We start from the raw sequence: 14,371 nt of genomic DNA, 5'->3' as shown, positions 1-14,371 counted from the left end.
CCCCCGCGCTGCCATGGGTGGACGTTCACAGCTGCGCCGCCAGCGCGCGCAGACGGGTGAGCGAGGACTCCTTGCCGAGGATCTCGAGTGACTCGAACAGCGGCGGGGAGACGCGGCGCCCGGAGACGGCGACGCGCAGCGGGCCGTAGGCCAGGCGCGGCTTGATCTCCATCTCGTTGACGAGCTTCTCCTCGAGCACGGCCTGGAGCCTCTCCGTCCTCCAGTCCTCGAGTCCCTCGAGGACCTCGATCGAGGCGGCGAGCACCTCGGGGGCGGAGTCCTTGAGGGTCTTGAGCCCGTCCTCGGACATCGTCAGCTCGGCATCGGGGGTGAAGAGGAAGGCGAGGAGGTCGGGCGCCTCGCCGAGGAGGTTCATCCGGGTCTGGACGAGCGGTGCCGCCTGGTCGAGGATCGCCAGCTGAGCATCCGTCGGTTCGGCCGGGAGCACCTCGGCGGCCTGGAGGTAGGGGATGAGGCGGTCACGGAAGTCGTCCGGGGCGAGCATTCGGATGTGGTCGGCGTTGATCGCCGTCGCCTTCTTGATGTCGAAGCGCGCCGGGTTGGGCAGGACGTCGTGGATGTCGAAGGCCTGGGTGAACTCGTCGACGGTGAACACGTCGCGGTCGGGCCCGATCGACCAGCCGAGCAGCCCGAGGTAGTTGATGAGGCCTTCGGGGATGAAGCCGTGCTCGCGGTGGAGGAAGAGGTTCGACTCAGGGTCGCGCTTGGACAGCTTCTTGTTCCCCTGGCCCATGACGTAGGGCAGGTGGCCGAACTCGGGAGTCGCCTCGGCGATGCCGATGTCCTTGAGGGCTTCGTAGAGGACGATCTGGCGCGGGGTCGAGGAGAGGAGGTCCTCGCCGCGGAGCACATGGGTGATGCCCATGAGCGCATCGTCGACGGGGTTGACGAGCGTGTAGAGGGGCTGGCCGTTCGCGCGGACGACGACGAAGTCGGGGATCGTGCCGGCCTTGAAGGTGATCTCGCCGCGGACGAGGTCGGTGAAGGTGATGTCGGTATCGGGCATGCGCACGCGCCACACGGGCTCACGGCCCTCGGCCCGGAACGCGGCGATCTGCTCGTCGGTGAGGTCGCGGTCGAAGCCGTCGTAGCCGAGCTTGGGGTCGCGGCCGGCGGCGGTGTGGCGGGCTTCGACCTCTTCGTTCGTCGAATAGGACTCGTAGATGTGTCCGGCGTCCTTGAGCTTCTCGATGACGCCTGCGTAGATGTCACCGCGCTCTGACTGCCGGTAGGGGCCGTCGGGTCCGCCGACCTCGATGCCCTCGTCCCAGTCGAGCCCGAGCCACTTCATCGCCTCGACGACCTGGGAGAAGCTTTCCTCGGAGTCGCGGGCGGCGTCGGTGTCCTCGATGCGGAAGACGAAGGTGCCGCCGGTGTGCTTGGCGTAGGCCCAGTTGAACAGGGCAGTGCGGACCATGCCGACGTGCGGCGTGCCGGTGGGCGAGGGACAGAAGCGGACTTTGACGGTCATGTGGTGATCGGCTCCAAGGAGTGGTGGTTTGTGTAGGTTTCGTGCAGGGGCGAGCAGGTTCGACTCAGGCGTCCATGACGGGGTTGGAGAGCACTCCGAGACCGTCGATGGCGATGTCGACGCGGTCGCCGGCGACGATCCGACCGACCCCCGCGGGCGTGCCGGTGAGGATGACGTCGCCGGGCAGCAGCGTGATCGTCTCGGAGAGGTGCTCGATGATCGTCGGGATGTCGAAGATGAAGTCCGCGGTCGTCCCGTCCTGCTTGAGATCTCCGTCCACCCACGAACGGATGCTCAGGTCGTCGACGTCGAGGTCGGTCTCGATCCACGGGCCCAGCGGGCACGAGGTGTCGAAGCCCTTGGCCCGGGTCCACTGCGTGTCCGACTTCTGCAGGTCACGCAGGGTGACATCGTTCGCCGAGGTGTATCCGAGGACGTGGTCGAGTGCGTTCTCCGCCTTCACGCCCTTCGACACGCGTCCGATGATGACGGCGAGCTCGGCCTCATAGGAGACGTGTTCGCTGATCGCGGGCAGCCGGATGGGGTCGCCGGGGCCGATGACCGAGGTGTTCGGCTTGAAGAACGTCACCGGGGTGACCGGCACCTCGTTGCCGAGTTCGGCGGCGTGGTCGGCGAAGTTCCGGCCGACGCCGATGACCTTGGACCGGGGCAGGATCGGCGAGAGGAGGCGGACGTCGTCGAACTTCAGCCGCTCCCCCGTCGACTGCGCGGGAGCGAAGAACGGGTCGGAGTCGAGGACGGCGAGGCTGAGACCCGAGGTGTCCCACTGCCCGTTCTCGATCGGCGGAACCTCGCCTTCGACGACTCCGTAGGCGGGTTCGTCCTTGTGCACAAATCTCGCAATACGCATGATGCCCAGTCTAGACGCCGAGTTCGCTTCGCTCGGGTCGCGGTATCGTGTCGGCATGACGAGCGTGCGGATCATCGGCAGCGGAATCGCCGGGGCGACCCTGGCCGCCGCGCTCGACCGGCCCGAGTGGACGGTGACCGTCCACGAACGCGATCCGCAGGCGAGAGCCCTGGACACGGCGTTCGCCCTCTTTCCCTCCGCCATGACCGCCCTGCGCCGGGCAGGCCTGAGCACTGCGGTCGAAAAGTCGGGCGTCCGCGTCGACGAGGCGACGATCCGCAGCGCCGACGGCCGCCTCCTCGCCCGGCCGCCCCGCCTCGGAGCGCTGATGATCGGCCGCGCACAGCTCCACTCCCTCCTCACCGCCGCCAGACCGACCTCGACACCCCTGCTCACCGGGGAGGTGGCCGACCCGACGACGCTTGCGGCCGATGTCCTCGTCGGCGCCGACGGTGCCCGCAGCAGGGTTCGGTCGGCTGTCTGGGGCGAGCGGTCCGGGCCTCGGCGTCCTCGGCTCACGGTCATCCGCGGCGTCATCGACGCAGACCTCTCCGGTGGCACCGTCACCGAATACTGGGGTGATCGCATGCTCTTCGGCATCACCCCGCTGCCCGGGAATCGGACGAACTGGTTCACCGCCTTCCCCGAACACCGCTTCGCGAGCACGTCCGCCGGGCTCGCCCACCTCCGCCGGGCGGCTCGGGTCTTCCCCTCCCCGGTCACCGCGGTCGTCGAGGCCGCAAGGACCGGGCAGACCGTGATCAGCGGCATCCACGTGTCTCGTCCCCTGCGGTCCTTCGTCCGCGGCCGGACCGTGCTCATCGGCGACTCCGCCCACGCAATGCAGCCGAACCTCGGCCGTGGGGCGTGCGAGTCGATCTGCGATGCCGTCGCCCTCGCCGAACTCCTCAACGCCGACGAACCGGCGTCGGCGCTCGCACGCTACTCTCGCCGCCGCGTGGTGACTCCGCAGGTCATCCGCTCGGGCGCGAGCGTCGCCTCGGGAGTGGCGTTGGCCGGTGGACCGGTCGGGCGCGTCCGTGACCGTGTCCTCTCAGCCCTCGCGCGACTGGGCACCGCACCCTGAGAGACTGGGGGCATGGACTCCTTCGACCTGACGACGATCGGTGCCGACCTCCCGGCGGCTGAGCTCATCGAGCGTCTTCCCGCCGAGGTGGCCGACCCCTTCCCGCGCCTCGTCGTCGAAGCCCCGCCCGGCACCGGCAAGACGACCCTCGTGCCCCCGCTCATCGCCGAGCATCTGCGCACCACCGCCGGACCCGACTCCGGCCGCATCGTCGTCACCCAGCCGCGACGGATGGCGGCCCGCGCTGCGGCGAGGCGGCTCGCGCACCTGACGGGGACCCGCCTCGGCGAGGACATCGGCTTCACGGTGCGCGGGGAGTCCTTGGTCTCGGCACGCACGCGGATCGAGTTCGTCACCACGGGAGTGCTGCTGCGGCGGATGCTCGGCGATCCGGAGCTGCCAGGCGTCGCCGCGATCATCCTCGACGAGGTCCACGAACGCCACCTCGACACCGACCTCGTCTTCGCCATGGGCAGGGAACTCGTCGAGCTCCGTGACGACCTCAGCCTCGTCGTCATGTCCGCGACCCTCGACGCCCGCGATTGGGCGAGGCGTGTGGGTGTCCCGACCGACCCGGCACCGGTCCTCTCCGTCGCGGCGCAGACGCATCCGCTCGACGTCCGGTGGGCACCGGCTCCCGAACGCCCCCTCGACGCCCGTGGGGTAAGCCGGGCCTTCCTCGACCACCTCGCCCGCACGACTGTCCGTGCCCTCGAGGAGTCAGCAGGCGGCGACGTCCTCGTCTTCGCCCCTGGAGCTCGCGAGGTCGACGAGGTGGCCGACCGGATCCGCGGGCAGCTGTCCGGATCCGCGGCGTCCCTCGGTTCCGGGATGCCTGCCGTAAGCGTCCACACGCTCACCGGCCGCACCCCGGCCGCCGACCAGGACGCGATCCTCCGGCCCCGGAACCCCGACGACAGTGAGCGCCGGGTCATCGTCACCACCTCGGTGGCGGAATCTGCGCTCACGGTGCCCGGCGTGAGCATCGTCGTTGATTCGGGGCTCGCCCGTGGTCCCCGCCTCGATACCAAGCGGCGGATGTCGGGGCTCGTGACGACCCGGGAATCGAAGGCTTCCGGTGTCCAGCGCTCGGGTCGCGCCGCCCGCCTCGGCCCCGGCGTCGTCTACCGGTGCCTGTCCGAGTCCGACTGGGCCTCCCTGCCCGAGCACACCCCGCCGGAGATCGCGACCGCCGACCTCACCTCGGCGGTCCTCGACCTCGCCTCCTGGGGCGGTGACACCGAGCTGCTGCCCGACCCGATGCCGCATCACGCCTGGGCCCTGGCCGTGGACAACCTCGTCGGCCTCGGTGCCGTCGAGGTCGACACCGGTGATAGGACGCCCCCGGAGGCGCGGCGCGCCGACCTGCACGTCACCGACCTCGGGCGGGCGATCGCCCGGGTGCCGGCGTCCGTGTGGGCGGCACGCGGACTCCTCGACGGGGCGGCGATGCTCGGGGCCCGGGCCGCCGCCGAGGCGGTCGCCGCCGTCGAATCCGACCGCCGCTCCTCCGGCGCCGACCTCACCGCGGTGCTGCGCGACCTCCGTGCCTCCCGCGACCGGCGCTTCACCCAGGACGTCGACCGGTTCACACGCATCGTCGGCGAGTACAGCGGCGGCGGCACGGCGGGTGAGCGCCTGCGACCGGAGGACCTCGGGCTCGTCGTCGCCCTCGCCTTCCCCCACCAGATCGCCCGAGCGCGCAACGGTGCCGATGCCGAGTATCTGCTCGCCTCGGGCACCGCCGCCTCGCTGCCGAGAAACTCTCCACTCATGGGCAGCCCGTGGCTGGCGATCGCCGAGGTGGGTCTGGCAGGCGGGCGGCCGACGATCCGCTCGGCCGTTCCCATCGACGCGGACACGGCCGAACTCGCCGGGGCGGGACTGCTCGTCACGGAGGAGTCGGCGACGTTCACGGACGGGAAGGTGCGCGCGGTCCGGCAGACCCGCCTCGGCGGGATCGCACTGACGTCGACGCCGATCACGGCGAGCCCGGAGCTCGCGCGGGAGGCGATCGCCCGCTCGATCGAGGACAGGGGTGCGCGGGAGGTGCTGCGGCCGAGTCCCGCCTTCGACCAGCTGCGCGCACGGCTCGGGCTGCTCCGTCACGTCATCGGACAGCCGTGGCCGGACGTGCGGTGGTCGCATCTCGCGCACACTCTGCCCGACTGGTGTCCGGCGGCGCTCGACCGCATGGCGCGCGGCGCCGACCCGGGTGCCGTCGACCTCGTCGGTGCGCTGCGCACACTGCTCCCGTGGCCGGAGGCGGCCCGTCTCGACGAACTCGCCCCGGAGACGATCGAGGTGCCGAGCGGATCGCGGGTGCGCCTCGACTACCCCGACCCGGACGACGTCGGCGACGACGACTCCCCGAATGGGCCGGTCCTCGCCGTCAAACTCCAAGAGGTCTTCGGGTGGACCGAGGTCCCGCGGATCGCCGACGGTCGGGTGCCCGTCGTCCTCCACCTCCTCTCCCCCGCACGCCGGCCGCTGGCGGTGACGAGCGACCTCGCATCGTTCTGGGAGGGCGCGTACCCGCACGTGCGGGCGGAGAACCGCGGCCGCTATCCCAAGCACCCGTGGCCCGAGGATCCGATCAGCGCTCCCGCGATGCGCGGAACGAAGCGGTCTGGGACAATGGAACGGTGACTCAGGCTCTCTCCTCCGCACCGCCGGCCCCCGCAGCTGACGCTGTCGTCGGGCCCGGTTCGCGGTTGTCGGCTCCCGCGTGGCGGACGTTGCGCGAGGAGCACGAAGCGCAGGTCGCCACCCGCACCGATGCGCACGTCGCCCGCCGGATGGCCGGGGAGAAGCACCCCGTCGAGGACTTCCTCTTCACGTACTACCCGTTCAAGGCCGGTCAGCTCGCGAAGTGGAATCCCGGAGCCGGGGTCCTCCTCGAGCTCGAGACCTCAGGCGACCGCGAGTACGTCGACCGTCGGTGGTATCGCACGGACGGCACCGTCGCCGAGGTGGACCTCGAGTCCTGGAGAGCCGACCGAGGCGAGGGGGCTCGGTTCATCGCCGCGCTTCTGTCCGCCACCCTCGATCGCGAAGCGAACATCGGGTGCTTCGGCCTCCACGAATGGGCGATGGTCTATCGGATGAGCGAGGACGAACGCCGCCATCAGCAGGTGCCGCTGCGGCTGAGCTCCGCGGAGACCGACGCCGTCGTCGAACGCCACCGCATCCAGTGCTCCCACCACGATGCGTTCCGCTTCTTCACCGCCGCCGCCAGGCCGCGCAACACGCTCCAGCCGACACGTGAGGGCATGGTCGGCAACGAACAGCCGGGTTGCCTCCATGCGGGCATGGACCTCTACAAGTGGGCGATGAAGATCGGGCCGATCGCCCCGTCGCCGCTCGTCCTCGACTGCTTCGATCTCGCCCTCGACATCCGCACGCTCGACATGGAGGCCTCCCCCTACGATCTGCGCGGCTGGGGCTACGGAGTCGTCGCGATCGAGACCGCGGCCGGCAAGGCGGAGTACATGGAGCGCCAGCAGGCCTTCAGCCGCCGTGCGCAGGCGCTGCGCCGACGCCTCCTCGACGCACTTGCAGCTGCCGGCATCAGCTGAGGCCGACGGGGCTGGCGCACGCCCCTCCCGAACGGCGCGCACCCCGGTCGGCACCGCACCTCCCGGACGGCGCGCACAGCCGCGGGGACTCGCGGCTATCATCGGCGGCATGCGCGCCATCGTCTACGACCGCTTCTCCACACCGCCGCAGCTTGCCGACATCCCTGCACCGACGGCTCCCGACCACGGGGTCGTCATCGACGTCGACGCCACTGGCGTCTGCCGCAGCGATCATCATGCCTGGTCAGGGCACGATGAGACGGTGAGTCTGCCGCACGTGCCCGGGCATGAGCTCGTCGGGCGGATCGCCTCGGCGGGGCCGGCGGTCGAGGGATTCCACGTCGGTGAGCGGGTGACGGTGCCCTTCGTGTGCGGGTGCGGGGCGTGCCGGTGGTGCCGCTCCGGCAACGCCCACGTGTGCCCGAACCAGACGCAGCCGGGCTTCACGCACTTCGGGTCGTGGGCGGATCAGGTCGTCATCCATCACGCCGACGCCAATCTCGTCACCGTGCCCGAGGAGCTGCCGGATTCCGCACTCGTCGGGCTCGGGTGCCGCTTCGCCACGGCCTTCCACGGACTGCGGGTCCGCGCCGAGCTGCAGGCCGGTGAGACCGTGGCCGTGTTCGGCTGCGGCGGGGTGGGTCTCTCGACGATCATGATCGCCCGCGCGATCGGGGCACAGGTCATCGCGGTCGACATCAGCGATGCCGCCCTCGACCGGGCCCGGGACCTCGGAGCGAGCCGGACGGTCAGCGCACGCGGACTGGGACCCGGGGAACTCGCCGAGGCTGTCGTCCGGGCCGCCGCGGCTGTCGAGCCGGCTGCCGACCGTCCGGGCGGGGTCGCCGTGACCGTCGATGCCCTGGGACGGCAGGACACGATCACCTCGGCGATCGCCTCCCTCGGCCCATTGGGCAGGCATGTGCAGATCGGGCTGCTCGACGGCGAGCCCGTCATCGACGTGCCCCGCGTCATCGCGCTCGAGCTGAGCATCCTCGGCTCCCACGGCATGGCCGCAGCCGGCTACCCCGAGCTCGTCGCCCTCGTCGCCTCCGGCGATCTGCGGCCGCAGGATCTCGTCACCACGACGATCGGTCTCGAACAGGCACCGCAGGCGATGCTCGATATGGATGAGGCCGGCGCGACGACGGCTGGGATGACGATCATCGACCTCGGTCTCGGCCGCTGACCAGCGGCTCACCGCAGCCGGCCGAGCTCACTCCATGACCGCGAGCACGACCGAATGGTCCTGACCGGGCCAGCGTCCGAGCAGGAGACCGGATTCGGTGCCCTCGAGCGGCGAGTCGAGTGTGAGCTCGGTGATGAGGTCGACGCCGCCGGCACCGGCCAGCGGGCCCGTGCCGTGGACGTGGGCGACGTCGGTGATCTCCTCGACGCGCTCGCCCGCGTCGTCGACGAGGTACTGCTTCGCCGAGGTGCCCGCGGTGGCGATCGTCGCGTCAAGGCGGCGCCGGAACAGGGGATCGCCCATGCCCGCGTACACCCAGCGCGTGCCGAGGACCGAATGCTCCATCGTCGTGATGAGGGCATCGGCGGCACCGTCGAGGGGCTCACCGCGGTACGTCAGCGGCACCTGGAACGTGCGACCGCCGCTGGAGACGATGTGGACCTCGAGCCCGACCTCACCGGCGGGGTCGTCGAACCGATAGGCGGTGACCTTCTGCAGCGGCTCACGCTCGAGGTCGAGGTCGGACGCCCAGTCCTGCGCGGCCACCCACTCCGTGATGACCTCGAGCTTGCCGGGGCTGAGCTCGGCGTCGAAGATGTCAGCCATGGTGTGCCCTTTCGTGGGTCGCGAGGGTGCGGGGCCGGCGGTGCGGTGGTCAGGCCTTGCGGGTGCCGGGGATCCACTCCCCGTCGACGATCTCGTAGTCGGAGAAGATCGCCGGAGCCTCGGTCTGCATGATCTCGCCGATCTTGTTGAACACGAGGCGGATCTCCTCCTCGGCGCCCTTCGCGGTGCGCATCTCGATGACGTGGCGCAGGGAGCGGAGGTTCGCGGTGTAGACGATGCCGGTGGCCAGGCCTTCGGGGGCGAAGCGGCGCATGAACGAGGTCATGTGCTTCTTGTGCGCGAACTTCGTGCCCTCTTCGTCGAGGCCGAAGTGCTCGGCCATCCACTTCTGATGCTCTTCGAGGGTGTCGAGGACGGCGAGCGAGCGCTCCATGAGCTCGGGATCCTCACGGGCCCAGTCGGGGAACCAGAACGGGATGTCGGCGAGGCGGACGTAGCGCAGGGACTCCTGCGAGAACGCGGAGCCGGCACGGTGGCGGATGAGCTCGTGGGTGAGGACACGGGAGACGTTGTGGAGGACGAACGTGAAGTTCGCATGCTCGAGCACCGACCCGTGCTGGGAGGAGATGACGTTGCCGAGGTAGGACGCCGAATCGGTGCGCACACGGGAGACATTCGGATTGAGGCCCGGCTCCCACGAGCGGTAGCACATGCGTCCGGAGAACTCGAGGAGGTCCTCGGCGTCCGGTGACTCCGCTGCTTCGACCCTGTCCGCCCACGAGGTGCCCCCGACTTCGTCGAGGTACGTCCTCATCGCCTCCCAATCGATGCTGGGCTTGGCGAGCAGTTCAACGGACGGTTCGACCTGGCGCATGTCTCTCCTTGGAGGTTCGGGACGCTGTGGTTCCCAATCCTACAGAGTGTCGGGGTCATCGAGGACGGGGTGCTCACGCTCGCGGGCGCCGGGCCCGGTCTGCCGGTCGCTCAGGCCTCCGGGCCGTCCTGATCCCGCCCGATCTCCGTCCGATTCCTCCGATAGAGGACGGTGAGCAGGATCGCTCCGCCGCCGAAGAAGACGACCCCGACAGCGGCGACGACGGTGAGCGCCGTCGGCGCCACGATCGTCGACTCGATCGCCATCCCCGCAATGGCGAGGGCGACGATCACCGCGCACGCTACGGCGAAGGCCGAGCTGCCGGCGATCGCGAGCAGCAGACTCGAGCGCAGGCTCATCGACGGCAGCCGCATGAATCCGGCGAGCAGGCATCCACCGAAGAAGAGGACGACGAGGATGGCGACGAGCTCGCCGGTCAGGAGCATGCCCATACCGATGAGGACGAACATCGCGGAGACGACGATGAGGAGGATCGCGCTGCGTCGTTCGCTGCGGATGCGCCGTTCCTCACGACTGAGCCTGGCCATGGTTCGCCTCCCTGAGTCCTCGCGCCCAGCATAGCGGCACCGGCGACCTGCGGTCGGCGCTCTCGTCGCCTCAGGCGAGCAAGATCGACTCGAGCGGAGTCTCCGTTTCACCCTCGACGAGGTGGACACGAGCGAGGGGGTCTTCGGTGACCACCGAGGCGAGCGCACCGTCGGTGAAGACGGCGGCAGCACCGTCGTCGAGTCCGAATCCCGGGCCCGGCAGGGTCCCGTCGGCGATCCACGTCCGGAACGTCTCGGCCCGACCCTCTTCGCCGTGATGGTGCGGGCAGGCGCTGCCGGGGAGGAAGCCGAGGCCGTCCCGGAGCGGCGCCAGAGGCCCGAAGGAGTCCGTCGACGAGGCCTCGAACCAGCAGTTCGCGCCGGCGCTGATCCCGGCGAGGATCGTGCCGGAGGCCGCGGCCCGCTGCAGAACGTCGTCGACGCCGTGCGTGCGCCACAGAGCGAGGAGGTTGACCGTCGATCCTCCGCCGACGTAGACAAGGTCCATCTCCGCGAGCATCTCCGGCTCCCGGTATCCCCAGGGGCTCTGTCCGAAGAGGGAGAGCACATGCGTCTGGGCGCGACCGGTGAAGGCGGCCTCGAAGCGCTCGATGTAGTCGCGGCTGTCGCCGGAGGCGGTCGGGACGAAGCACACGCGCGGCAGTGCCGGACTGTGAGGCTGAGCCGCTGCCACCCGACGACCCGCGAGGTCGAGCAGCCAGTCGTCGGTGGCTGACTCTCCGGTCTCCGACATCGAGAAGCCGCCTCCGCCGAGAGTGACGATCGTGCCGCGGAACGCCCCGATCACGGAACCCGGTGCGTCCACGCCTCAGTGCCGAACTTCTCCGCGACGAGCTTGCGGGCGCGGTCGAGCTCGGCTTCGGTGTAAGTGTCCTCAGTGGCGCCGTAGCGGTCGATGAACGTCGTCGCCATGGTCTCGATGATGTCGGTGCGGGTCTCACCGGTCTGGCTGCGCAGCGGGTCGACGCGCTTCTTCGCACTCGCAACGCCTTTGTCGGAGATCTTCGCCTGACCGATGCGGAGGATCTCGACCATCTTGTCGGCATCGATGTCGTAGCTCATCGTCGCGTGGTGGAGCAGCGTGCCGTCGCGCAGGCGCTTCTGCGCGGCCCCGCCGATCTTGCCCTCGGTCGAGGAGATGTCGTTGATCGGTTTGTAGAAGGCCTCGACCCCGAGGCTGCGCAGAGCCGCGAGCACCCATTGGTCGAGGAAGACGTAGGACTCCTGGTAGTCGAGGCCGGCGACAAGCGACGGCGGGACGAACATCGAATACGTGATGCAGTTGCCGCCCTCCATGAACATCGCTCCCCCACCGGAGATGCGGCGGACGACCTCGACGCCGTACTTCTCGACGCCTTCGGGGCGGATCTCGTTGACGTAGGACTGGAAGGCGCCGATGACGGTGGCGGTGTCGTCCCATTCCCAGAACCGCAGGGTGGGCCGGCGCCTGCCCGCGGAGACCTCTTCGAGGAGCACCTGGTCGAGGGCGACGTTGAGCTGTGTCGGCAGGACTTCGCCGCGGATGATCTGCCAGTCGAAGTCGGTGAAGTCCGCGGCCGATCCGAGGGCCCGACGCACTGCTGTGGCGACATCTGCGGTGGAGAACCCGTGCATGGCGAGTTCGGAGCCGTACGTCGCGAGCGCGTCGTCGAGGCGTTCGCGCAGCTGCGCGTTGTCGGCGGTGACGTCGGCGCCGACGAGGGCCGGTGCGAGATCGAAGTAGGCGTCCTCGGGTTCGAGGAAGAAGTCGCCGGAGATCGTGGCCCCGGTGATGGTCTGTCCGTCGGTCTCGACGTCGGCGACGACGAGTTTGCCGCCGATGACCTTGTACTCCGCGTGGAAGCGCTGCGTCTCATTCGTCATGGCTCCACGCTACGCCGCCGCACAGGCCCCTGCCAGTGAGTCCCCTCACCTCTGCAGGGGCCTGCGCGACCCCGGTTCACTCCCCCGTCAGCGCGTTCCAGAGGAATCGGTAGCTCAGCGCCCGCACGAACGCGGCCTGCTTGTTGTCCGAGGCCGCCGCGTGGCCGCCTTCGGTGTCTTCGAAGAACCACACGTCAGGGATCCCCATCGCCTGCATGCGCGCCGCCATCTTCCGTGCCTGCACGGGTCCCACCCGATCATCGGAGGTCGCGGTCCAGAAGAGGACGGGCGGGTAGTCGACGCTGCGGTCGAGAAGGTGGTAGGGCGAGAAGTGCTGGATGAAGGCCCAGTCCGCGGGGTCGTCGGGATCGCCGTATTCGGCCTTCCATGAGTACCCGGCGCTGAGCTTGGTGTACCGGCGCATGTCGAGCAGCGGAACCCCGCAGGAGACCGCGCCGAAGAGCTCGGGGTACTGGGTGAGCATGTTGCCGACGAGGAGACCGCCGTTCGATCCGCCCGCGCAGCCGAGGTCCTCGGTCCGGGTCACGCCCCGGTCGATGAGATCCCTCGCGACGGCGGAATAGTCCTCGTAGGCGCGCATCCGGTTCTCTCGCATCGCCGAGGTGTGCCACTGCGGTCCGTACTCGCCGCCGCCGCGGATGTTGGCGAGCACGTAGACTCCCCGGCGGCCTGCGGGGATGTCGTGGCCGCGCCCTGCGCCGCGGCCCTGTGTCTCCCGCGAGAGCCAGCCGAGGCCGACGATGGGCGAGTAGACGGGCGTGCGGCTGACCTCGAATCCGCCGTAGCCGTCGAGGAGCGTCGGGTTGTTGCCGTCGAGCACCAGACCCGACTCGGCGATCTGGAAGTAAGGAACCTGCGTGCCGTCGGCGCTCGTCGCGAAGTGCTGCTCGACGGTGAGGCCGTCTGAGTCGAAGAGCGCAGGCGAGGACTTGATCACCTCAGGCGCCGACGCCTGAGCGCCGGCTGCGTCGCCGAGGCTGCCGTAGGAGAGCGTCGAGGGGGTGAGGAAGCCGGTGCTCACGAGCCAGTAGTCGTTGGCGGTGGCGTCATCGTCGGGGTCGACGGGGGCGAAGCTGACCATATGGTTCGCCTCGACGCCGGGGAGCGGCGCGGAGGCGAAGTCGTCGCTCGGGTCGAGGACGACGAGCTCGGACTGGACGTCTCGGAGCAGTTCGAGGACGAGCCGGTCGCGAGTCCACGACCACGACGCCAACGCGGTGTGGGCGTCGGGGGTGAAGATCAGCCGGGGTCGGATGGTGCCGGCCTTGACCTCGGCGGTCGGGGCCGCGGCGAGTCCGCCGGCGGGAACGACGACCGTGCCTGCGTCCCAGTCCGACTGCGGTCGGAAGAGGACGAAGTCGTCGTCGATTCCGACGGAGACGTCGGTGGGGACGTCGACGGGGATCCAGGCGTCCTCCCACGACGAGGCGGTCCTCGGCAGGGCGTGGTCCGGTCCGCGGAGATCGTCGAGGTCGATGAAGCTCGCCCGGGAACTGAAGAAGTCGATGGCATCGACGGTGACCGCGCGGTCGACATTGCGGCCGCCGACGTCGGAGCCGACGTAGATCGCGACGTGGTCGCGGGGCACCTCGGCGACGATGGGTGCCTCGTCGATGCTCTGTCCCCTGGTGAGTGCCCGCGCCTGCCGGGGGTAGGAGGAGGTCGTCAGGGAATCGGATCCGGTGTCGGTCGCGACGAGGATCGTGTCGGCGTCGAGCCACGCGAAGCGGGACTTGGCCGTGGGGAGGTCGAAGCCGTCGTCGACGAACTGCTTCGTCTCGAGGTCGAACTCGCGGACGCGGTGGGCATCGCCGCCGTCCGGGGAGAGTGAGATGAGCGCGCGTGTGTGGTCCGGTCGCTTCACCGACGCTCCCGACCACACCCAGGGGGTGTCCTCGGCGCGGGCGAGTTCATCGACGTCGAGAAGGATCTCCCAGTCGGGGTCGTCTGTGGTGTAGCTGTCCCACGTGGTGCGGCGCCACAGGCCCTTGGGGTGGTCCTTGTCGCGCCAGAAGTTGTAGAGGTGCCCGCCGCGCTTGGTGACCATCGGGATGCGGTCGTCGGAGTCGAGGGCCGTGAGGATCTCAGCTGACATGCGGTCGAAGAGATCGTCGCGGAAGCGGGCGAGGGTCGCCTCATTCTCCTCGCGGACCCAGTCGAGAGTGTCATCTCCGTGGATGTCCTCGAGCCAGAGGAAGTCGTCGTCGAGGTCAGGGGTCTGGTCGTGGGCTTCTGTCAATGAGCTGCTCATGGTCCCATC

General features: G+C 69.7%; 12 protein-coding genes. 4 read left to right on the top strand and 8 right to left on the bottom strand.

The window, feature by feature from the left end:
• Positions 1 to 25: 25 nt before the first annotated feature.
• Together gltX and EZE58_RS00175 are read right to left on the bottom strand one after the other, a co-directional pair.
• Complete coding sequence (gene gltX, locus EZE58_RS00180; RefSeq protein ID WP_095375948.1) at positions 26 to 1,492, bottom strand: glutamate--tRNA ligase; 1,467 nt, start codon at positions 1,490 to 1,492, stop codon at positions 26 to 28.
• Between the two features lie 64 nt (positions 1,493 to 1,556).
• Positions 1,557 to 2,363 carry a fumarylacetoacetate hydrolase family protein gene (locus tag EZE58_RS00175; protein WP_095375949.1) on the bottom strand — a complete coding sequence of 269 codons (807 nt, stop codon included), beginning with the start codon at positions 2,361 to 2,363 and terminating at the stop codon, positions 1,557 to 1,559.
• A gap of 55 nt (positions 2,364 to 2,418) precedes the next feature.
• Between EZE58_RS00175 and EZE58_RS00170 the strand changes: the two genes are divergently transcribed.
• The 4 genes from EZE58_RS00170 (at position 2,419) to EZE58_RS00155 (ending at position 8,217) form a co-directional block, all read left to right on the top strand.
• Complete coding sequence (locus EZE58_RS00170) at positions 2,419 to 3,450, top strand: FAD-dependent monooxygenase (protein WP_167559554.1); 1,032 nt, start codon at positions 2,419 to 2,421, stop codon at positions 3,448 to 3,450.
• A gap of 12 nt (positions 3,451 to 3,462) precedes the next feature.
• Positions 3,463 to 6,099, top strand: a complete 2,637-nt coding sequence (hrpB, locus tag EZE58_RS00165) for an ATP-dependent helicase HrpB (protein WP_009378204.1) — start codon at positions 3,463 to 3,465, stop codon at positions 6,097 to 6,099.
• Positions 6,096 to 7,028: a 3-methyladenine DNA glycosylase gene (locus tag EZE58_RS00160; protein WP_236586830.1), complete on the top strand. Its 933-nt coding sequence runs from the start codon at positions 6,096 to 6,098 to the stop codon at positions 7,026 to 7,028. Before hrpB ends, EZE58_RS00160 begins: the two co-directional genes overlap by 4 nt.
• Before the next feature lie 109 nt (positions 7,029 to 7,137).
• Positions 7,138 to 8,217 carry an alcohol dehydrogenase catalytic domain-containing protein gene (locus tag EZE58_RS00155; RefSeq protein WP_009378200.1) on the top strand — a complete coding sequence of 360 codons (1,080 nt, stop codon included), beginning with the start codon at positions 7,138 to 7,140 and terminating at the stop codon, positions 8,215 to 8,217.
• Positions 8,218 to 8,244: 27 nt separating this feature from the next.
• Here EZE58_RS00155 and EZE58_RS00150 read toward each other — a convergent pair whose 3' ends face one another.
• The 6 genes from EZE58_RS00150 to EZE58_RS00125 form a co-directional block, all read right to left on the bottom strand.
• Positions 8,245 to 8,823, bottom strand: a complete 579-nt coding sequence (locus EZE58_RS00150) for a hypothetical protein (RefSeq protein WP_009378197.1) — start codon at positions 8,821 to 8,823, stop codon at positions 8,245 to 8,247.
• A 49-nt stretch (positions 8,824 to 8,872) separates the two neighbouring features.
• Entirely contained in the window at positions 8,873 to 9,658 is a 786-nt protein-coding gene (thyX, locus tag EZE58_RS00145) for an FAD-dependent thymidylate synthase (RefSeq protein WP_009378195.1), read from the bottom strand.
• Positions 9,659 to 9,768: 110 nt separating this feature from the next.
• Positions 9,769 to 10,206: a hypothetical protein gene (locus EZE58_RS00140; RefSeq protein ID WP_009378193.1), complete on the bottom strand. Its 438-nt coding sequence runs from the start codon at positions 10,204 to 10,206 to the stop codon at positions 9,769 to 9,771.
• Positions 10,207 to 10,276: 70 nt separating this feature from the next.
• A complete protein-coding gene (locus EZE58_RS00135) occupies positions 10,277 to 11,032 on the bottom strand; it encodes a peptidase E (protein WP_009378191.1) in 756 nt (251 codons plus the stop codon).
• Entirely contained in the window at positions 11,011 to 12,090 is a 1,080-nt protein-coding gene (locus tag EZE58_RS00130) for a biotin/lipoate A/B protein ligase family protein (protein WP_009378190.1), read from the bottom strand. Before EZE58_RS00130 ends, EZE58_RS00135 begins: the two co-directional genes overlap by 22 nt.
• A 76-nt stretch (positions 12,091 to 12,166) precedes the next feature.
• Positions 12,167 to 14,362, bottom strand: a complete 2,196-nt coding sequence (locus EZE58_RS00125; protein ID WP_167559552.1) for a prolyl oligopeptidase family serine peptidase — start codon at positions 14,360 to 14,362, stop codon at positions 12,167 to 12,169.
• Positions 14,363 to 14,371: the final 9 nt, after the last annotated feature.

This window comes from Brevibacterium sp. LS14, from assembly GCF_012027885.1.
In the GTDB taxonomy this organism is placed as follows: Bacteria; Actinomycetota; Actinomycetes; order Actinomycetales; family Brevibacteriaceae; genus Brevibacterium; species Brevibacterium casei.
This window is presented reverse-complemented; position numbering and strand designations above follow the sequence as displayed.

What these genes read in the sequence shown, in the direction of transcription:
- gltX (WP_095375948.1), bottom strand. Translation starts at nt 1,492, where the DNA reads ATGACCGTCAAAGTCCGCTTCTGTCCCTCGCCCACCGGCACGCCGCAC.
- EZE58_RS00175 (WP_095375949.1), bottom strand. Translation starts at nt 2,363, where the DNA reads ATGCGTATTGCGAGATTTGTGCACAAGGACGAACCCGCCTACGGAGTC.
- EZE58_RS00125 (WP_167559552.1), bottom strand. Translation starts at nt 14,362, where the DNA reads ATGAGCAGCTCATTGACAGAAGCCCACGACCAGACCCCTGACCTCGAC.
- EZE58_RS00155 (WP_009378200.1), top strand. Translation starts at nt 7,138, where the DNA reads ATGCGCGCCATCGTCTACGACCGCTTCTCCACACCGCCGCAGCTTGCC.
- EZE58_RS00140 (WP_009378193.1), bottom strand. Translation starts at nt 10,206, where the DNA reads ATGGCCAGGCTCAGTCGTGAGGAACGGCGCATCCGCAGCGAACGACGC.
- thyX (WP_009378195.1), bottom strand. Translation starts at nt 9,658, where the DNA reads ATGCGCCAGGTCGAACCGTCCGTTGAACTGCTCGCCAAGCCCAGCATC.
- EZE58_RS00170 (WP_167559554.1), top strand. Translation starts at nt 2,419, where the DNA reads ATGACGAGCGTGCGGATCATCGGCAGCGGAATCGCCGGGGCGACCCTG.
- EZE58_RS00150 (WP_009378197.1), bottom strand. Translation starts at nt 8,823, where the DNA reads ATGGCTGACATCTTCGACGCCGAGCTCAGCCCCGGCAAGCTCGAGGTC.
- hrpB (WP_009378204.1), top strand. Translation starts at nt 3,463, where the DNA reads ATGGACTCCTTCGACCTGACGACGATCGGTGCCGACCTCCCGGCGGCT.
- EZE58_RS00130 (WP_009378190.1), bottom strand. Translation starts at nt 12,090, where the DNA reads ATGACGAATGAGACGCAGCGCTTCCACGCGGAGTACAAGGTCATCGGC.